This window comes from Streptococcus mitis, assembly GCF_026782895.1.
GTDB lineage: Bacteria > Bacillota > Bacilli > Lactobacillales > Streptococcaceae > Streptococcus > Streptococcus mitis_CB.
The window spans coordinates 21455-43001 of record NZ_JAKUXJ010000006.1 but is presented as its reverse complement, the minus strand read 5'-3'; the positions used below and the strand labels follow the sequence as shown (position 1 = coordinate 43001).

16 protein-coding genes are annotated in these 21547 nt (G+C 39.9%); all 16 read left to right on the top strand.

Annotated features, from left to right (window positions below; all coding sequences use genetic code 11):
• Positions 1-351 precede the first annotated feature (351 nt).
• The 16 genes from MK480_RS07905 to whiA all read left to right on the top strand — a co-directional run bounded on the left by MK480_RS07905 (position 352) and on the right by whiA (position 21379).
• Positions 352-8574, top strand: coding sequence for a YSIRK-type signal peptide-containing protein (locus tag MK480_RS07905; RefSeq protein WP_268707488.1), 8223 nt, complete (start codon positions 352-354; stop codon positions 8572-8574).
• A 394-nt stretch (positions 8575-8968) separates the two neighbouring features.
• On the top strand, positions 8969-9727 hold the full coding sequence (locus MK480_RS07900) for a class I SAM-dependent methyltransferase (RefSeq protein ID WP_084925747.1): 759 nt from the start codon (positions 8969-8971) through the stop codon (positions 9725-9727).
• Positions 9728-9813: 86 nt separating this feature from the next.
• Complete coding sequence (locus MK480_RS07895; protein WP_049551996.1) at positions 9814-10326, top strand: adenine phosphoribosyltransferase; 513 nt, start codon at positions 9814-9816, stop codon at positions 10324-10326.
• A 380-nt stretch (positions 10327-10706) separates the two neighbouring features.
• Positions 10707-11651, top strand: coding sequence for a homoserine O-acetyltransferase MetA (gene metA, locus MK480_RS07890; RefSeq protein ID WP_268707487.1), 945 nt, complete (start codon positions 10707-10709; stop codon positions 11649-11651).
• Between the two features lie 8 nt (positions 11652-11659).
• Complete coding sequence (locus MK480_RS07885) at positions 11660-12337, top strand: DnaD domain-containing protein (protein WP_268707486.1); 678 nt, start codon at positions 11660-11662, stop codon at positions 12335-12337.
• Positions 12338-12434: 97 nt separating this feature from the next.
• Positions 12435-13193 (top strand): triose-phosphate isomerase, encoded by a 759-nt coding sequence (gene tpiA, locus MK480_RS07880; protein WP_000087893.1) that lies wholly within the window; start codon positions 12435-12437, stop codon positions 13191-13193.
• A gap of 33 nt (positions 13194-13226) precedes the next feature.
• On the top strand, positions 13227-14741 hold the full coding sequence (lytC, locus tag MK480_RS07875) for a choline binding-anchored murein hydrolase LytC (RefSeq protein ID WP_268707485.1): 1515 nt from the start codon (positions 13227-13229) through the stop codon (positions 14739-14741).
• 231 nt (positions 14742-14972) lie between these two features.
• Entirely contained in the window at positions 14973-15491 is a 519-nt protein-coding gene (locus MK480_RS07870; protein ID WP_000229886.1) for a Dps family protein, read from the top strand.
• Positions 15492-15622: 131 nt separating this feature from the next.
• Positions 15623-16129, top strand: a complete 507-nt coding sequence (locus MK480_RS07865; protein ID WP_024475379.1) for a dihydrofolate reductase — start codon at positions 15623-15625, stop codon at positions 16127-16129.
• Positions 16129-16299: a hypothetical protein gene (locus MK480_RS07860; RefSeq protein WP_000442260.1), complete on the top strand. Its 171-nt coding sequence runs from the start codon at positions 16129-16131 to the stop codon at positions 16297-16299. Before MK480_RS07865 ends, MK480_RS07860 begins: the two co-directional genes overlap by 1 nt.
• A 36-nt stretch (positions 16300-16335) precedes the next feature.
• A complete protein-coding gene (gene clpX / locus MK480_RS07855; RefSeq protein WP_012972566.1) occupies positions 16336-17568 on the top strand; it encodes an ATP-dependent Clp protease ATP-binding subunit ClpX in 1233 nt (410 codons plus the stop codon).
• Positions 17569-17576: 8 nt separating this feature from the next.
• On the top strand, positions 17577-18164 hold the full coding sequence (gene yihA / locus MK480_RS07850) for a ribosome biogenesis GTP-binding protein YihA/YsxC (RefSeq protein ID WP_000422605.1): 588 nt from the start codon (positions 17577-17579) through the stop codon (positions 18162-18164).
• 10 nt (positions 18165-18174) lie between these two features.
• On the top strand, positions 18175-18555 hold the full coding sequence (locus MK480_RS07845) for a RidA family protein (protein ID WP_001140420.1): 381 nt from the start codon (positions 18175-18177) through the stop codon (positions 18553-18555).
• A gap of 51 nt (positions 18556-18606) precedes the next feature.
• Positions 18607-19497 carry an RNase adapter RapZ gene (gene rapZ / locus MK480_RS07840; protein ID WP_261014958.1) on the top strand — a complete coding sequence of 297 codons (891 nt, stop codon included), beginning with the start codon at positions 18607-18609 and terminating at the stop codon, positions 19495-19497.
• Entirely contained in the window at positions 19494-20471 is a 978-nt protein-coding gene (locus MK480_RS07835) for a YvcK family protein (RefSeq protein ID WP_001231075.1), read from the top strand. The genes rapZ and MK480_RS07835 overlap by 4 nt, the downstream gene beginning before the upstream one ends.
• Entirely contained in the window at positions 20468-21379 is a 912-nt protein-coding gene (gene whiA / locus MK480_RS07830) for a DNA-binding protein WhiA (RefSeq protein WP_049511938.1), read from the top strand. Before MK480_RS07835 ends, whiA begins: the two co-directional genes overlap by 4 nt.
• Positions 21380-21547 lie beyond the last annotated feature (168 nt).

The following is a 21547-nucleotide window of genomic DNA, read 5'->3' as shown; positions in this document are numbered from 1 at the left end:
AGAAATGAAAATCAATTCAAAATAATATACGTTTATACAATGTCGGCGGATTCAAAAATGTGTTGAAATCTCAAAAAATAGTGGAAAAAGTTAAAAAATGTTGATTTTTTTATATAATTCAGACAATTTTTACTATTTTTTAGAGAATGACATAGATAAAAATTGAAATTTTCATGTTATTTTCAAACAGATAAATTGAATATATCCAGCTAGTGTGATAGAATGAATATACATGTTTCGGAAAAATATAGTACTTGAGGCAATTCCTTCATTTATAAATGAAATGAAGGGGTTTTGGTTTTTACTATATCTATAAACATGATATAAAACAAAAGGAGGTTGTTAGTCTCGATGAAAGGCAAGCAACAACAAGATTTTAGAGTAGAAAAATACATCCGTTATGGGATTCGTAAATATAGCTTTGGAGCAGCATCGGTAGCTATTGCAGCTGGTTTGATGTTTCTTGGAAATGGTGCAGTATTAGCCTCAGAAACAGCGGTAAATGGAAACATTTCTGATGTGGCAGTAGTATCACCTAATGCTGAAGAGAACGGAGAAACGGCTAAAGTAGAAACTGCGAAGGAAGTAAAAGTAGAAGAAGCTAAACCTGAAGTAGTGACTCCTAAAGTAGAAGAGTCTAAAAAGGAAGATGCACTAAAAACTGCTGAAGCAGTTACAAAAGAAGAAGTTGCTCCTAAACTAGACAAGTCTCAACTTGAGTCTTATGTGAATGAAGTAGCTGGGAAACTCGCTGCTGGAAAATATGCAAACAAGACAGACGAAAGTTTGGCTCTTTTGAGTGCTGACTTGGAGTCAGCTAAGGCAGCTCTTTCAAGTGCTACAAGTCAAGATGAGTTAAAAGCTGCTTACAACAAACTTGTAACGACTGTAAACTCAAAACTAAAAAATAAACCAGTTGAGAAAAAAGAAACTCCAGCAGTTGACACTACAAATGGTAAAGAAACTGTAGGGAAGAAAACAGAAAATACTGAGAAAAAGTCTGATTCAAACGCTATCGAAAATACAGGCTCAAAAGATGAACGTAATGGAAAAGAAATCGAAAAAGGATCTAACTTACGTTCTGCAAATGAAGGATATACATATTCTTCAACAGAATTAAGAAAGAAAAATGGGGAGTTTGCTACAGCGACAGGTAAATCTTACTATGAACTTGATGGCAACTCAACATACCGTATTTATGTTCATGGATATCAATCTGAGAATACAGAACAACCAGAAGCTGTGAACTCAGTTGCTGGTAAAAATGGTCGTACGGATATTCCATTATCTAGAGAAGAAGCACAAAAATTAGGTGAAGAAGCTGAACTATGGAAAGGTAAATTACGTCCGACAGGAAGTACTATAGTAGGTACATTAGATCAAAATGCACAGTATGGATCTAATGGAGCATATGAATTCCTTGCAACAGAAATTTATGGATATACTTATGAACAAGGAAATCACTACATTTATGTAACTGATGTAAAGAAACGTTTTAGTCTTTCTGATGCCGCTACTGCAGCAGGATATAAGATTACAAATATTGAATTAACTAACTTAATCCCGGGTGCTGCTTATAATGAAAAAGCGGATACAATTGAAGGATATGTATCATCAAGCATTCAAAATGGTGTATACGATATGCGTTATAAAGTAACTGTGTCAAAACCAGATGGAACAACACAAGTAATGGATTTCCAAAACTTACGTTCAGGATGGATGGGCTGGCAAGATACAACTGCACCATTAATTCAAGGTTCATCTAAATTAGTCACTATTGGAGATGAAGTAAGTCATGATATTAAATATGTTGATAATGATGCGATGACACGTGATGATGCTACTAATTATACAGTTAACGGTGAACGAGTAATCGCTGGTGCAAAAACAGTAAATAAAGGGATTTATAATGCTACTTTTACTGCTAAAGATGGATCAACATTGACAACTATGAATGGACCACGTCCAGTTACAGCTCACACAACTGTAAATGGTACTTATGCAAAAAATGGAGAAAAAACTACTATTAATGATGTAATCCCAGGTTTAGATTATACTCCACAAACTGGGTTAATTACAGGGACAGCAACGGAATCTGGAATTTTCACAGCGGCTGTTTTAGCAAAAGACTATAATAATGCTACAATTGCAGGTAATTCAAATCAATGGAATATGAATGGTCAAGAAGCGCATGAAAATATTACGATTGCGGTAGCTCCTAAGATTACAGTTAAGAATGTTGAAGCTTATGCAACAACTGTACCTGTAACGATTTCAAAAGGTGCAAATACTGCGGAAATTACAATGCCAGATGGAACAGTGACGAAACTTGTAGTTAAAGATGGCAATTGGACAGTAGCTGCAGGTACTACAAATGCAGCAGTACAAGAAGGAGCAGTACTAGCAGCGGCATCAACTTCAGGAGATTCAACCATTAATTTAGCAGTAACTCCAGAATCCACAAAATACGTAGGTGTAGATAGTATTGCAGCGAAAGCAACTACAGATAGAGTGCATGCTAATTTACAACGTGAAGTATATACTGTTAAAGGGGTAAATAATAAAGAATATACAGCTACATTTAACAGTGCTACTGGTAAATATAATTTACCAACTGAGGATGCGTATCAATTAGTAGACAATGGCAATGGAACTTCTACATTAACTGAAAGACGTGTGTATACTGATGTGAAAGCAAACGGAGATATTGATTACATCGTATATGAATTCACTCGTACATGGAGTGCAACTTCTAATGCAGCTAACTTAGTAGATAAGATTGCTGAAATTCGTGAAAAAGGAAAAGTTACAGAAGTAGGAGATGTTACTCGTACCGTAACTAATGTTCCGAAAATGCAAGTAGCCAATGCTCAAGGTACTATTGTAACTGTAAATTATGATTCAGTATCTAAACAATGGACAGCCTCTGATGGTTCAACCGTTACAGCTACTGAATCAAACGCAGGATGGAAACTTGAAACGACTTCTGGTTTCAAAGGGTATGTATCATACCGTGAAGCATCTTCTACAGATGTAGCATCAATTCAAAATGCTAAACCAACAGGAACTTCAACAAGTTATTCAGAATCAAAAGGTTCATCAGTAGACTTAATTAAATCTACCAAAGCAAATGTAGCATTCGCAGATACAATCGATGATAAAACATCAGTAACAGATTCAGATACGATTAAAACAAAAGTAACAGCAACTGCACCAGACGGTACAGTAACTACTTTTAACGGAGCTCAAGCAGAAGAAACAGCTTATATTCAAGCTCAACGTACAGCTGCAGAAAAATCACAATTAGCAGCAAATGCTATTAAAGATGCACATACAGCTGCTAATGAATTAGCAAATCTACAAGAATTATTAGATCGTCAAACTAGTATTGAAGAAGATGCTAAAAAAGCATTAGATAATCTTAAATTACGTTCTATTTCTCCAACAGCTCAAGCTTTAGCTGAAGAAAAACTTGAAAGAGTTAGAGAATATAAAGCTTCACTTCAAGCTGAGTTGGAAAAAGCTAAAACTAAGTTAGATACACTGAAAACTACTGAGACTACATCCCGTGATGAAGCTGTTGCGGCTGAAAAAGCTGTAGAAACAGCACGTACAGCTCTTAAAACAGCTGCAGAAGCAAACTTGGCTCGAGCTAATGCTTATGTATTATCTCAAAAAGGGCGTTACAAAGTAACAGCGAGAGCAGTAGACTCAAACGGTGTTGTAACAACTCCAACAGTAGATGGAACAGAGTCTGGTGAAGTTACAGAAGATGCAGTAGCAGAAACAACTTACTACATCGTAGTAACAGATCCAGAGAAATCATCAGGAGCTCAAGGTCAAAAACAAATTGACTCAATTGCAGATAATTTCAATGATGGAAAAGAAGGAACTACAGTATCAGATTTCAAACTAGTAGATCCAACGACAGGAAATAAAGTTGCTTCTGTAACAACTAAAGAAGGAACTTACACAGTCGATTCAACAACAGGAGAAGTAAGTTTCACTCCAGCAGAAGGCTTTGTAGGAACAGCTACACCGATAAAAGTTTCAGCAAATGTAACATTCAATGATGAGTCAGGAAATCCAGTAACAGTAGCGACAGAAAATACATATACACCAACTGTATATGGAGTTCAACCATCAAAAGATGAAACTACAGGAAAGCAGGGTCAAACTCAAACATCTAAATCAGGAAAAGATCGCTTCTCTGAGTTAAATACAGCAACAAACACTCTAGATGGAACAAATGTAGACTGGACAACAGCAGCATACTCTCTAGAAGGAGCTAATGAAAAAGGCAAAGTGGTAGTTGAAGGAGAAGGAACATACTCAATCGATCCAACAACAGGTGTAGTAAGATTCGAACCACTTCCAACATTTACAGGAGAAGGTAAAGGTGTTAATGTACAAGTATCAGTAACAGCGACTGATTCAGAAGGAAATAAAGTTCCAGTTACTTCAAAAGGTAAATATACACCAACAGTAACACCAGTAACCCCAACAGCAGCACCATCTACTTCAACTGGTGTTCAAGGTGAAATTCAAAAAGGAACACCAACATTTACAGAAGGAAATACAGAAGTACCAATTAAAGAAAACTCTGTAAAACTTCTCAATGCAGATGGAACAGAAGCAAATGGACCAGTAGATGCTTTAGATGAAAAAGGTAATAAGGTTGGTGAATACACTGTTAACCCAGCGACAGGAGAAGTAACCTTCAAACCAACAGACAAATCTTACACTGGACCAGTACAAGCAGCTAAAGTTCAAGCTGAAGATAAGAATGGAACAAAAGTTTCAACAACATACACTCCAAATATCGTAGGAGTAACACCAACAGCAACTCCAGATGAATCAGCAGGAGTACAAGGTGAAACACAAGAAGGAACAGTATCATTTGCACCAGGTGAAACAACAATTGGTGGTGAGAAGAAATCAGTTCCAATCAAAGCAAACTCAGCTAAATTGTTGAATGCAGAAGGAACAGAAGCAAATGGGCCAGTCAATGCATTAGATGAGAATGGTAAAAAGGTTGGTGAATACACAATTGATCCAGCTACTAACAAAGTAACCTTCACACCAACTGATAAGACTTATGTTGGTAAAGTTCAACCAGCTAAAGTTCAAGCTGAAGACGAAAATGGAACAAAAGTTTCGACAACTTATACCCCAACAATTGTAGGAGTAACTCCAACATCTACGCCAGCTACAACAACAGATGTACAAGGTAAAACTCAAGAAAGCACAGTTTCATTTGAAGCTGGTAAGACAACGATTGACGGTAAAGAGAAATCTGTAAAAATCGATCCAGATACTTACACACTTCTAGATGAAGATGGAAAACCAGCTAAAGAGGTACCAGCTAAAGATCCAGAAGGAAACGTAATTGGTAAATATACTCTTAAAACTGTAGATGGAAAAGCTGTTGCAGTATTCGAGCCAACAGATAAAACATATTCAGGAGATGTACAACCAGTACGCGTTCAAGCTAAAGATAAAAATGGAACAGCTGTAGAAACAACTTACACACCGAAGATTACTCCTGTAACACCAACAGCAGAAGCAGCTAAATCAGAAGCTATCCAAGGTGACACTCAAAAAGGAACACCTTCATTCGTTCCTGGAGACAACATTGCTCCAATTAAAGAGAATTCATACAAACTTCTAGATAAAGAAGGAAATGAAGTTCCAGCAGGACAAACAACTCCAGCTTATGCTGAAGACGGAGTAACGCCAGTAGGTACTTACTCAATCGATCCAGCAACAGGAGAAGTAACCTTCACACCAACAGATAAATCATACACTGGTAAAGTAACACCAGCTAATGTTCAAGCAGAAGACACAAATGGGACTAAAGTTTCAACAACTTATACTCCATCGATCATTCCTGCACAACCAGAAGCAGAACCTGCTAAAACTGTTGATGTTCAAGGTGCAACTCAAACTGGTAAACCAGAATTCCAAGGCGGAACAGCTATGGTTAACGGTGAAGAGAAAACTGTAGAAATGGACGATACAGTACCAGCTAAATTGGTAGATCCTAAGACTGGAGATAAAGTAGATTCATTAACTGTTGAAGGCGAAGGAACATACACAGTAGCTCCAGACGGCACAGTAACCTTCAAGCCAGAACCAAAATTCACAGGTGTAGCTAAAGGTGTTGAAGTAGTTCGTCAAGATAAGAACGGAACTCCAGCTAAAGCAACCTACACACCAGAAGTTAAACCAGTAACACCAACAGGAACAGGCGCTGTAACAGAAGATGTTCAAGGTTCAACTCAAACAGGTAAACCTGAATTCAAGGGTGGAACAGTAACAATCGATGGTAAAGAGAAAACTGTTGAAATCAATGAAGATAAACCAGCTAAATTGGTTGATCCAAAAACAGGAAATCCAGTTGATTCAGTAACCATCGAAGGCGAAGGAACATACACAGTAGCTCCTGACGGAACAGTTACCTTTACACCAGCGAAGAACTTCACAGGTAAGGGAACTGGTGTCACAGTTCAACGCGAAGATAAGAACGGCACACCAGTAACAGCTAAGTACACACCAGTTGTAAAACCAGCAACACCAACAAGTTCAGATGTTATCACTACAAATGTTCAAGGTGCAATTCAAGAAGGAACACCAACATTTGAAGGTGGAAAAGTAACTGTAAACGGTAAAGAAAAAACTGTTGAAATCGATGAAACTGTAAAACCAACATTTGACGATGGCACAACTGAGAAGAAAGTACCAGGCGAAGGAACTTACACAATCGACGAGAACGGTAAAGTAACCTTCACACCAGAGAAAACATTCACTGGTCAAGCAACAGGTGTAACAGTTAAACGTGTTGACAAAAATGGAACACCAATCACAGCTAAGTACACTCCAGTAGTCGTTCCAGTAACTCCAACCTCAAAAGATTCTGAATCAGAAGGTCCTAAAGGACAAACTCAATCAGGAACACCAACATTTGAAGGTGGTAAAGTTACAATCAACGGTAAGGAAGTTCCAGTTGAAATCGATGAAACTGTTAAACCAACATTTGACGATGGCACAACTGAGAAGAAAGTACCAGGTGAAGGAACATACACTATCGATGAAAACGGTAAAGTAACCTTCACACCAGAACCTGACTTCGTAGGAAAAGCTAAAGGTGTAACAGTTAAACGTGTAGATAAGAACGGTACACCAGTAACAGCTAAGTACACTCCAACAGTACATCCAGATACTTCACATGTTGATAAAGACGGTAACCCTCTTTCACCAACAGAAGACGGAACTAAACCATCTAAAGATATCCCAGGATATAAAGTAGTTAAAACTGAAATCGACGAAAAAGGAAATACAAAACATATCTATGAAAAAGTGACAACAACTCACAAAGATAAAGATGGTAATGTAATTCCAGGAACAACTACTGAGGAAGGTACAACTCCTAAGAAAGATATTCCAGGTTACCGCTTCGTAGAGACTAAGAAACTTCCAAACGGCGATACAGAGCACATTTATGAGAAAGTTAAGACAAGTCACAAGGATAAAGACGGAAACGAAATTCCAAACTATCCAACAGAAGACGGCGAACAACCTAAGAAAGATATTCCAGGTTACCGCTTCGTAGAGACTAAGAAACTTCCAAATGGCGATATCGAACACGTTTATGAGAAAGTTAAGACAAGTCACAAGGATAAAGACGGAAACGAAATTCCAAACTATCCAACAGAAGACGGCGAACAACCTAAGAAAGATATCCCAGGTTACCGCTTCGTAGAGACTAAGAAACTTCCAAATGGCGATGTAGAACACGTTTATGAGAAAGTTAAGACAAGTCATAAGGATAAAGACGGAAATGAAATTCCAAACTATCCAACAGAAGATGGCGAACAACCTAAGAAAGATATCCCAGGTTACCGCTTCGTAGAGACTAAGAAACTTCCAAACGGCGATACAGAGCACGTTTATGAGAAAGTTAAGACAAGTCACAAGGATAAAGACGGAAATGAAATTCCAAACTATCCAACAGAAGATGGCGAACAACCTAAGAAAGATATCCCAGGTTACCGCTTCGTAGAGACTAAGAAACTTCCAAATGGTGACATCGAACATGTCTACGAAAAAGTAACACCACCAGCTCCAACACCTTCACCAGTTCCTCAACCAAATCCAGGTAAGCAAAACACAACTACTTGGACTGATGAGAATGGAAATCCATTGAAACCAACTGAGCCAGGTTCTAAAGAACCAGGAACAATTCCAGGTTACGAATATGTGAAGACAGTGACAGATCCAAATGGAAATATCAGACATATCTTCAGAAAAGTTCAAACACCAACTCCAGTTGATCCAACTCAACCAGTACAACCAGTTGAGCCAGCAACTCCAGCAATGCCTGAACAGCCAGCTAAACCTCAAGTACCGGTTACTCCAGCACAACCAGTACAACCAACAGCAGTGAAAGAAGCTGAAGCTAAGCGTGAATTGCCAAATACTGGTACAGAAGACAATGCTCGTCTTGCAGCACTTGGACTTCTCGGAGTATTGAGTGGATTTGGTCTTGTATCTCGCAAGAAGAAAGAAGACTAAGCTTTCTAATTGATATGATTTGTTTGCAATGAACATATCTGTTTAAACCTGATGAATCATTCGATTCATCAGGTTTTTTCTGGCTCTTTGTCAACTGTAGTGGGTAGAAGGAAAGCTAAGCTCGAGAAAGGACACATTTCGTCCTTTCTTTTTTTTGAGTATAACAGCCATGTCGTTCATCTGAGATGTAAGTACTCAGTGGTTACCATCTACTAGTGAACCTATATGCGTAAACTACGTGAGCAATGGAATTTGAACTAGAGAGTTAATTAATAGATTTATGATATAATCATGGCAGACTGTATGCGTTTGATTATAGTTTATCAAATAATAGATTAGAATTGTCAGATAATATCATTTCATGTTATAATGAAGAAAAAACAGAGGTGTTCAAATGTCAGAAGCAGGTCATAAGTTTTTAGCAAAATTGGGGAAAAAACGCTTACGTCCAGGTGGAAAACGTGCCACAGATTGGTTAATTGCAGAAGGAGAATTTTCAAAAGAAAAGAGGATACTAGAGGTTGCGTGTAATAGGGGAACTACAGCAATTGAGTTGGCACAGCGTTTTGGTTGTAAGATAACTGCTGTTGATATGGATGCTCAAGCTTTAGAAGTGGCTAAAAAATCTGCTGAAACGGCAGGTGTTGCTCATTTGATCAGGTTTGAAAGAGCAAATGCAATGAAACTTCCTTATGAAGATGCTAGTTTTGATATTGTTATAAATGAAGCTATGCTGACTATGCAAGCCGATCAAGCTAAGAAAAAATGTGTAATGGAATATCTAAGGGTTTTAAAACCTGAAGGTCTTCTCTTGACACATGATGTGCTTCTTAAGGAAGCTAAAGAGTCTGTCAGACAGGAACTGTCACAAGCAATTCATGTAAATGTAGGTCCTTTAACTCAAGATGGTTGGGAACAGGTGATGATAGAATCAGGTTATTGTGATGTGAAAGTATTGACTGGTGAAATGACATTAATGAAATTATCAGGTATGATTTATGACGAAGGTTGGCTAGGAACTTTGAAAATTTGCGTAAATGCTTGTAAAAAGGAGAATAGAAAGCAGTTTTTAACTATGTATAAAATGTTTGATAAGAATAAAAAGAACTTGGGATTTATTGCGATGGCTAGTTATAAATCGTCAAATCGTTAGATAATCATTGAAGTTAAGTTTTCCTTTTTTCTTTCTTAAAAAATATGCTATAATAGAGAGTAAAAAACTTTGAAAGAAAGAAAAAGATGAATTTAAAAGATTACATTGCAACAATTGAAAATTATCCAAAGGAAGGGATTACCTTCCGTGATATCAGTCCTTTGATGGCTGATGGGAATGCTTATAGCTACGCTGTTCGTGAAATCGTTCAGTATGCGACTGACAAGAAAATTGATATGATCGTAGGGCCTGAAGCTCGTGGTTTTATCGTGGGCTGTCCAGTTGCCTTTGAGTTAGGAATTGGTTTTGCACCTGTTCGTAAACCAGGTAAATTACCGCGCGAAGTCATTTCTGCTGACTACGAAAAAGAATACGGTGTTGATACCTTGACTATGCATGCTGATGCCATCAAGCCAGGTCAACGTGTTCTTATTGTAGATGATCTCTTGGCAACAGGTGGAACTGTTAAGGCAACCATCGAGATGATTGAAAAACTTGGTGGTATTGTAGCAGGTTGTGCCTTCCTTGTTGAATTGGATGAATTGAACGGCCGTGAAAAAATCGGTGACTACGATTACAAAGTTTTGATGCATTATTAATCAAAAACAGTCCCTAGGGCTGTTTTCTCTACATTAGGATATAAAAATAGACTATAGCTAGTTAGAGAAAAAGTATAATTGAAAACTATATCTTCTTGCAGTATAATAAAAGGACTAGATGTTTGAGATTTAGTTTCATACTCAATGAAAATCAAAGAGCAAACTAGGAAACTAGCCGCAGGCTGCTCAAAGTACAGCTTTGAGGTTGCAGATAAAACTGACGAAGTCAGCTCAAAACACTGTTTTGAGGTTGCAGATAGAACTGACGAAGTCAGTAACATATATCTACGGCAAGGCAACGTTGACACGGTTTGAAGAGATTTTCGAAGAGTTTCAAACATATGCAATTATTCCTGAAAGAGTACAGTTAGGAGAGGGTTATGCCGATTCGAATTGATAAAAAATTACCAGCTGTTGAGATTTTACGGACAGAGAACATCTTTGTCATGGATGATCAACGTGCGGCCCACCAAGATATCCGTCCCTTGAAGATTTTAATCTTAAATCTCATGCCACAGAAAATGGTCACAGAGACCCAGTTGTTGCGCCATTTGGCGAATACGCCCTTGCAACTGGATATTGATTTTCTTTATATGGAAAGCCACCGTTCTAAGACAACTCGTTCAGAGCACATGGAGACCTTTTATAAAACTTTTCCTGAAGTTAAGGACGAGTATTTTGATGGGATGATTATCACGGGTGCTCCAGTTGAGCATTTACCATTTGAGGAAGTGGACTATTGGGAGGAATTTAGTCAGGTAATCGAGTGGTCCAAGACCCATGTCTATTCGACCCTTCATATCTGTTGGGGTGCTCAGGCGGGACTCTATCTGCGTTATGGGGTTGAAAAATACCAGATGGACAGTAAGTTATCAGGTATTTATCCTCAGGACACCTTAAAGGAAGGTCATCTTCTCTTTAGAGGTTTTGACGATAGTTACGTATCACCTCATTCTCGGCACACGGAGATTTCTAAGGAAGATGTCTTAAACAAAACCAATCTCGAGATTTTATCAGAAGGACCTCAGGTTGGGGTTTCGATTTTGGCTAGTCGTGATTTACGAGAAATTTATAGTTTTGGGCATTTGGAGTACGACCGTGATACCTTGGCAAAAGAGTATTTTAGGGATCGTGACGCAGGTTTAAATCCACATATTCCAGAAAATTACTTTAAGGATGATGATGTCAACCAGACACCTTGCCTTTGTTGGTCTTCATCTGCAGCCCTCTTTTTCAGTAACTGGGTAAACTATGCGGTCTATCAGGAGACGCCTTTTGACTGGAGAAAGATAGAAGATGATGCATCTGCATATGGGTATTTATAAGAGGAATCATGACATATTTAGACGCTTTTAAATCAGGGAACTTGGTTTTACCGAGTGCTCTGCTCTTGCATTTTAAGGAACTCTTTCCTTCCAGCGATGATTTTCTGGTCTGGCAATTTTTCTATTTGCAAAATACGACAGGTTTGAAAGAAATGTCTCCAAGCCAGATTGCCGAAAGGATTGGCAAGGAAATTTCAGATGTCAACCAGTCCATTTCTAATCTGACAGAAAGGGGACTGCTTCAGTATCGTACTATCGAATTAAATGGCGAAATCGAATTGCTTTTTGATGCTAGTTTGGCTTTGGAACGGTTGGATGACTTGCTTGGAGCTGCTCATTCAAGTTCAGACCAGTTGACACCTCAAAATCAGCTCAAGGATTTGGTGGAAACCTTCCAGCAGGAGTTTGGACGCTTGTTGACCCCTTTTGAGATTGAGGATTTGACCAAGACACTTAAGGAAGATGGGACCAGTACTGACTTGATTAAGGAAGCTCTTCGTGAAGCTGTTTTGAATGGAAAACCAAACTGGAAGTACATTCAGGCAATTTTGAGAAATTGGCGCCATGAAGGTATCAAAAGTGTGGCTCAAATCGAGGCTAAGCGGGCAGAAAGAGAAGCAAGCAATCCTCAGTTGACACAGGTATCGGCAGATTTCAGAAATGCTATGGATCTTTGGAAGGATTAATCCTTATAAGCAGGCTTGAAATCCGAGTAAGATTTGCAAGCTGTGTATAATTGTGATAAAATAAATAGAAAATAAATTGAAAAAAGAGGTATGTGAAATGTCACGTAAACCATTTATCGCTGGTAACTGGAAAATGAACAAAAATCCAGAAGAAGCTAAAGCATTCGTTGAAGCAGTTGCATCAAAACTTCCTTCATCAGATCTTGTTGAAGCAGGTATCGCAGCTCCAGCTCTTGATTTGACAACGGTTCTTGCTGCTGCAAAAGGTTCAAACCTTAAAGTTGCTGCTCAAAACTGCTACTTTGAAAATGCAGGTGCTTTCACTGGTGAAACAAGCCCACAAGTTTTGAAAGAAATCGGTACTGACTACGTTGTTATCGGTCACTCAGAACGCCGTGACTACTTCCATGAAACTGACGAAGATATCAACAAAAAAGCAAAAGCAATCTTTGCAAACGGTATGCTTCCAATCATCTGTTGTGGTGAGTCACTTGAAACTTACGAAGCTGGTAAAGCTGCTGAATTCGTAGGTGCTCAAGTATCTGCTGCATTGGCTGGATTGACTGCTGAACAAGTTGCTGCATCAGTTATCGCTTACGAACCAATCTGGGCTATCGGTACTGGTAAATCAGCTTCACAAGACGACGCACAAAAAATGTGTAAAGTTGTTCGTGACGTTGTAGCTGCTGACTTCGGTCAAGAAGTGGCAGACAAAGTTCGTGTTCAATACGGTGGTTCTGTTAAACCTGAAAACGTTGCTTCATACATGGCTTGCCCAGACGTTGACGGTGCCCTTGTAGGTGGTGCGTCACTTGAAGCAGAAAGCTTCTTGGCTTTGCTTGACTTTGTAAAATAATCAGTAGCAAAAGCTAGGTGGAACAGCATTGAGATGTCTGTTCCATTTTTTATAGGAGAGGAAAGATTGAAAACAAAGATTGGAAAAATTGGATTAGCAAGTATCTGTTTACTAGGATTGGCAACTAGCTATGTCGCTGCGAATGAAACTGAAGTGGCAAAAACTTCGCAGGATACAACGACTGCTTCAAGTAGTTCAGAGCAAAATCAGTCTTCTAATAAAACTCAAACGAGCGCAGGAGTAAAGACCAATGCTTCTGCCCACTGGGATGGGGATTATTATGTAAAGGCTGATGGTTCCAAAGCAAAGAGTGAGTGGATTTTTGATACTAGCTTCAAGACTTGGTTTTATATTAAGTCAGACGGTCGTTATGCTCAAAATGAGTGGCAGGGCAATTACTACCTAAAATCAGGTGGTTATATGGCCAAAAATGAATGGGTTTATGATAACGCCTATAAGAATTGGTTTTACCTGAAATCCGATGGTTCTTATGCTAACCAGGAATGGCACTCTGTTGGAGGTAAATGGTACTATTTTAAAAAATGGGGCTATTTAGCTAAAAGTCAATGGCAGGGAAGTTATTTCCTAAATGGTCAAGGTGCCATGATGCAAAATGAATGGCTTTATGATCCAGCCTATTCGTCTTACTTCTATCTCAAATCTGATGGCTCTTATGCTAATCAAGAGTGGCAAAAGGTAGACGGAAAGTGGTATTATTTCAAGAAGTGGGGTTACATGGCTAAAGATGAGTGGCAGGGTAACTACTACTTGACAGGAAGTGGTGCTATGGCGACTGGTGAATTAGTCATGGATGATGCTCGCTATATTTTTTCTGACTCAGGTGAGTTAAAAGAAAAGAAAGACTTGAATGTTGGCTGGGTTCACCGAAATGGCAGACGTTATTTCTTTAACCATCGTGAAGAACAAGTTGGGACTGATCAAGTTAAAAAAGTTATCGATGTCAGTGAACATAATGGTCGTATCAGTGACTGGAAAAAAGTCATCGATGATAATGGAGTAGATGGAGTCATTGTTCGTTTGGGCTATAGTGGAACTGAGGACAAGGAATTGGCTCATAATATCAAGGAGTTAAACCGGCTTGGAATTCCTTACGGTGTTTACCTTTATACTTATGCTGAAAATGAGACCGATGCTGAGAATGATGCTAAGCAGACTATTGAACTCTTGAAGAAATACAAGATGAACTTGTCTTATCCAATCTACTATGATGTTGAAAATTGGGAGTATTTAAATAAGACCAAGAAAGCTCCGACCGACACAGCTACTTGGGTTAAAATTATCAATAAATATATGGAAACCATGAAGCATGCTGGTTACCAAAACGTGAAAGTTTATAGCTATCGTCAACTTTTGCAAACTCGTTTGAATCATCCTGATATTTTACAACATGTAAACTGGGTTGCAGCTTATACGGATGCGCTTGATTGGAATAATCCTCATTATTCAGGAGAAAAAGGATGGCAATATACTTCATCTGACTCTCTTAAAGGGATTCGAGGACGTGTGGATGTTAGCGTCTGGTATTAAGATGTAAAACTGAGAAAAGAGTGTACATTTGTATGCTCTTTTCTTTATTTTATCTCTGTTAAGAGAGATTGAAAGTGACTGGGTTTCATTCTAAAAAATTCTTAAATTATCAGTCTATTGCAACTTTTCTCATGTGAGTCATTTGGCTTGCTATTGGTTTTACTTAGTAGTATACTAAGGTAGTAATCATTAAGAAGTGGTTACAAAAAATAATAAACGAGGTAAAATAAAATGGTAGAATTGAAAAAAGAAGCAGTAAAAGACGTAACATCATTGACAAAAGTAGCGCCAGTAGCATTGGCAAAAACAAAGGAAGTATTGAACCAAGCTGTTGCTGATTTGTACGTAGCTCACGTTGCTTTGCACCAAGTACACTGGTATATGCGCGGTCGTGGTTTTCTTGTGTGGCATCCAAAAATGGATGAATACATGGACAGCCTTGATGGCTATCTTGACGAAATCAGCGAACGTTTGATTACACTTGGTGGCAGCCCATTCTCTACTTTGACAGAATTCCTTCAACATAGTGAAATCGAAGAAGAAGCTGGTGAATACCGTAATGTTGAAGAAAGCTTGGAACGTGTCCTAGATGTTTATCGTTATCTCATCACTCTGTTCCAAAAAGCTTTGGATGTTACTGATGAAGAAGGTGATGATGTGACAAACGATATCTTTGTTGGTGCTAAAGCTGAACTTGAGAAAACGGTTTGGATGCTTGCGGCAGAACTTGGACAAGCACCTGGTTTGTAAGAAATAGAATAATCATATAAAAATCTGTAGGATGCCTCTTACGGATTTTTTTCTATTCTGTAAGCTATTCCAAACCAGTCTTTTTTTGAGTTTTTTGATAAAATAGTACTATCAGTGAAAAGGATGGAAGCATGACTAAGAAAATCGTAGCTATTTGGGCCCAGGATGAAGAGGGTGTGATTGGTAAGGACAATCGTCTGCCTTGGCATTTGCCAGCAGAACTGCAACATTTCAAGGAAACAACTCTGAATCATGCTATCTTGATGGGGCGCGTGACCTTTGATGGGATGGGGCGTCGCTTGCTTCCAAAACGGGAGACCTTGATTTTGACACGTAACCTAGAAGAAAAGATAGATGGAGTTGCTACTTTTCACGATGTCCAGTCTGTCTTGGACTGGTATCAGGTTCAAGAAAAGAATCTCTACATTCTCGGTGGGAAGCAGATTTTTCAGGCTTTTGAGTCCTATTTGGATGAAGTGATTGTGACCCACATTCATGCTCGGGTGGAGGGAGATACCTATTTTCCTGAGGAGTTTGACTTATCTCTTTTTGAGACAGTTTCAAGCAAATCTTATACCAAAGATGAGAAAAATCCTTATGATTTTACCATCCAATACCGCAAGAGAAAGGAAGTCTAATGGAACGTAGTATATTTGGGTTTTTCACAGCCATGCTGTGTTTGGTCTGCTTGCTTGCAGGAGCACAGGCTTTTCGTAAAAAGCGCTATGGACTTTCTGTCCTGCTCTGGTTAAATGCCTTTACCAATTTGGTCAATAGTATCCATGCTTTTTACATGACCTTATTTTAGATAGAATGACAGTATAGAATAGAACGGAAGGAAATCATGCCTACAAATAGGAATAATGATATGATGGTTTATTGCTCATTTTGTGGCAAAAGCCAAGAAGAAGTACAAAAAATAATCGCTGGGAACAACGCCTTTATCTGTAATGAATGTGTGGAGTTAGCCCAGGAAATCATTCGTGAGGAGTTGGCGGAAGAAGTCTTGGCAGACTTGTCTGAAGTTCCAAAACCAATCGAACTCCTCCATATCTTGAACCACTATGTAATCGGTCAAGATCGTGCCAAACGTGCCTTGGCAGTGGCAGTTTACAACCACTACAAACGTATCAATTTCCACGATACGCGTGAAGAGTCAGAAGATGTGGATTTGCAGAAGTCAAACATCTTGATGATTGGCCCAACTGGTTCAGGGAAAACTTTCCTTGCTCAGACCTTGGCTAAGAGCTTAAATGTGCCTTTTGCGATTGCGGATGCGACAGCTCTTACCGAGGCTGGTTATGTGGGTGAGGACGTGGAAAATATTCTTCTCAAACTCTTGCAGGCTGCTGACTTTAACATTGAACGTGCAGAGCGTGGCATTATCTATGTGGATGAAATTGACAAGATTGCTAAGAAGAGTGAGAACGTGTCTATCACACGTGATGTTTCTGGTGAAGGCGTGCAACAAGCCCTTCTCAAGATTATCGAAGGAACTGTTGCTAGCGTGCCGCCTCAAGGTGGACGCAAACATCCGCAACAAGAGATGATTCAAGTGGATACCAAAAATATTCTCTTCATCGTGGGTGGTGCTTTTGATGGCATTGAAGAAATTGTCAAACAACGTCTGGGTGAAAAAGTCATCGGATTTGGTCAAAATAATAAAGCGATTGACGAAAACAGCTCTTACATGCAAGAAATCATCGCAGAAGATATTCAAAAATTTGGTATTATCCCTGAGTTGATTGGACGCTTGCCTGTTTTTGCTGCTCTTGAGCAATTGACGGTTGATGACTTGGTTCGTATCTTGAAAGAGCCAAGAAATGCCTTGGTTAAACAATACCAAACCTTGCTTTCTTATGATGATGTCGAGTTGGAATTTGACGATGAAGCCCTTCAGGAAATTGCCAATAAGGCCATCGAACGCAAGACAGGGGCGCGTGGTCTTCGCTCGATCATCGAAGAAACCATGCTAGACGTCATGTTTGAAGTACCGAGTCAGGAAAATGTGAAATTGGTTCGCATCACAAAAGAAGCTGTCGATGGAACGGATAAACCAATCTTGGAAACAGCCTAGAGGTGACTATGGAACTGAATACACACAATGCTGAAATCTTGCTCAGTGCGGCCAATAAATCCCACTACCCACAGGATGAACTGCCAGAGATTGCCCTAGCAGGGCGTTCAAATGTTGGCAAGTCTAGCTTTATCAACACCATGCTGAACCGCAAGAATCTAGCCCGAACATCAGGTAAACCTGGTAAAACCCAGCTTCTCAACTTCTTTAATATCGATGATAAGATGCGCTTTGTGGATGTGCCTGGTTATGGCTATGCCCGTGTTTCTAAAAAGGAACGTGAAAAGTGGGGGCGCATGATTGAGGAGTACCTAACGACTCGGGAAAATCTCCGTGCAGTGGTCAGTCTAGTTGACCTTCGTCATGACCCGTCAGCAGATGATGTGCAGATGTACGAATTTCTTAAGTATTATGAGATTCCAGTCATCATTGTGGCGACCAAGGCAGACAAGATTCCACGTGGTAAATGGAACAAGCACGAATCAGCAATCAAAAAGAAATTAAACTTTGACCCAAGTGACGACTTTATCCTCTTTTCATCTGTCAGCAAGGCAGGGATGGATGAGGCTTGGGATGCAATCTTAGAAAAATTGTGAGGAAAAGAAAATGGCAAAAACAATTCATACAGACAAAGCTCCAAAGGCTATCGGACCATATGTTCAAGGTAAAATCGTAGGCAATCTTTTGTTTGCTAGTGGTCAAGTTCCTCTCTCTCCTGAAACTGGGGAAATCGTTGGAGAAACGATCCAAGAACAGACAGAGCAAGTCTTGAAAAACATCGGTGCTATTTTGGCAGAGGCAGGAACTGACTTTGACCATGTTGTCAAAACAACTTGTTTTTTGAGTGATATGAACGACTTTGTTCCTTTTAACGAGGTTTACCAAACGGCCTTTAAAGAGGAATTTCCAGCTCGTTCAGCTGTGGAGGTAGCTCGTCTTCCTCGTGATGTAAAAGTCGAAATCGAAGTCATCGCAGAGATTGGATAAGCTAGTTGAAGTTTGGTGTTGCCAAACTTCTTTTGATATAAGGAGAAAAAGATGACAAAGAAACAACTTCATTTGGTGATTGTGACAGGGATGAGTGGTGCAGGCAAAACTGTAGCCATTCAGTCCTTCGAGGATCTGGGATATTTTACTATTGACAATATGCCGCCAGCTCTCTTGCCTAAGTTTTTGCAGTTGGTGGAAACAAAGGAAGACGACCATAAGTTGGCCTTGGTAGTGGATATGCGTAGCCGTTCTTTCTTTTCAGAGATTCAAGCTGTTTTGGATGAGTTGGAAAATAAGGAAGAATTGGACTTCAAAATTCTCTTTTTAGATGCAGCTGATAAAGAATTGGTCGCTCGTTACAAGGAAACCAGACGGAGTCACCCACTAGCTGCAGATGGACGGATTTTGGATGGAATCAAGCTGGAACGTGAGCTCTTGGCGCCTTTGAAAAATATGAGTCAAAATGTGGTGGATACGACTGAACTTACTCCTCGTGAGCTGCGTAAAACCATTGCAGAGCAGTTTTCAGATCAAGAGCAAGCCCAGTCTTTCCGTATCGAAGTCATGTCTTTTGGTTTTAAATATGGAATCCCAATTGATGCGGACCTAGTCTTTGATGTCCGTTTCTTGCCAAATCCCTATTACCTTCTAGAACTGAGAAACCAAACGGGTGTGGATGAACCAGTTTATGATTATGTCATGAACCATCCTGAGTCAGAAGACTTTTATCAGCATTTGTTGGCCTTGATTGAGCCGATTTTACCAAGTTACCAAAAGGAAGGGAAGTCCGTTTTGACCATTGCCATGGGTTGTACAGGTGGACAACACCGTAGTGTGGCCTTTGCTAAACGCTTGGCGCAGGACTTATCCAAGAATTGGCCTGTTAATGAAGGGCATCGCGACAAAGACCGAAGAAAGGAAACGGTAAACCGTTCATGAGAAAACCAAAAATAACGGTGATTGGTGGAGGGACTGGGATCCCTGTCATTCTAAAAAGTCTGCGGGAAAAAGATGTGGAAATCGCTGCTATCGTAACGGTGGCGGATGATGGTGGTTCTTCAGGTGAACTCCGAAAAAATATGCAGCAATTGACACCGCCAGGTGATCTTCGTAATGTCCTTGTGGCCATGTCGGATATGCCTAAGTTTTATGAAAAGGTCTTTCAATACCGCTTTTCTGAGGATGCTGGAGCCTTTGCTGGTCATCCATTGGGCAATCTCATTATTGCAGGTCTGTCAGAGATGCAGGGTTCGACCTATAATGCCATGCAGTTATTGAGCAAATTTTTCCATACAACTGGAAAGATTTATCCTTCCAGTGACCATCCTTTGACCCTGCACGCAGTCTTTCAGGATGGGACAGAGGTGGCTGGAGAGAGCCATATTGCAGACCATCCAGGTATGATTGACCATGTCTATGTAACCAATACCCTCAACGATGATACTCCTCTGGCCAGTCGTCGAGTAGTGCAGACTATTCTTGAAAGTGACATGATTGTCCTCGGACCTGGTTCCCTCTTTACCTCTATTTTGCCCAATATCGTGATTAAGGAAATCGGGCAAGCGCTTTTGGAAACCAAGGCAGAAATCGCCTATGTCTGCAATATCATGACCCAACGTGGGGAGACAGAACACTTTACAGATAGTGATCACGTGGAAGTCTTGCATCGTCACCTTGGCCGACCTTTTATCGACACTGTCTTGGTGAATATCGAAAAAGTGCCTCAGGAATACATGAATTCCAACCGGTTTGATGAATATTTGGTGCAGGTGGAACATGATTTTGCTGGTCTTTGTAAGCAAGTTCCGCGTGTGATTTCATCCAACTTTCTTCGTCTGGAAAATGGGGGTGCCTTCCACGATGGAGATTTGATTGTGGATGAATTGATGCGGATTATACAGGTGAGAAAATGAGTTTCACAGTAGCAGTAAAAGAAGAAATTCTAGGTCAGCACCATCTAAGCCGGCATGAATTATCTGCCATTATCAAGATGTCTGGTAGCATCGGTCTCTCGACTTCGGGCTTGACCTTGTCCGTCGTGACAGAAAACGCCAAACTGGCTCGTCACCTCTATGAGTCCTTTCTCCATTTCTACGAAATCAAATCAGAAATTCGCCATCACCAAAGAAGTAATCTTCGTAAGAATCGGGTCTATACCGTTTTTACAGATGAAAAGGTGCAGGACCTTCTGAGTGATTTGCACTTGGCAGACTCCTTTTTTGGCCTAGAAACGGGTATTGATGGGGCGATTTTATCGGATGAGGAAGCCGGTCGTGCCTATCTTTGTGGCGCTTTCTTGGCAAATGGAAGCATTCGTGACCCTGAGTCAGGCAAGTACCAGTTGGAAATCAGTTCTGTTTATCTGGACCACGCGCAAGGGATTGCCTCACTTCTCCAGCAATTTTTACTGGATGCCAAGGTGCTTGAGCGTAAGAAGGGGGCAGTGACCTACCTCCAGCGAGCTGAAGATATTATGGACTTCTTGATTGTCATCGGAGCTATGCAGGCGCGTGATGATTTTGAGCGGGTTAAGATTTTGCGAGAAACTCGTAACGACCTCAATCGGGCCAATAATGCCGAGACAGCCAATATTGCTCGGACAGTTTCTGCCAGCATGAAGACTATCAACAATATCAGTAAAATCAAAGATATCATGGGCTTAGAAAATCTGCCAGTGGATTTGCAGGAAGTAGCACAGTTGCGGATTCAGCACCCAGACTACTCTATCCAGCAGTTAGCAGATAGTCTCAGCACTCCTCTGACCAAAAGTGGTGTTAACCACAGACTCAGAAAAATTAACAAGATAGCCGATGAGTTATAAAGATATAAAACACCTCTTTCTTGACAATTAAATAGAGTATGTGAGATAATAAAGGGGAATTGAGAAGTTCTAGCATTTTAGTGCTAACAGAAATCCCCTCGGTACTGCAATACCGAGGGGATTTTTTCTGGGTTAGATAGCACTAACCAGGAAGGTTACTTGTCGAAG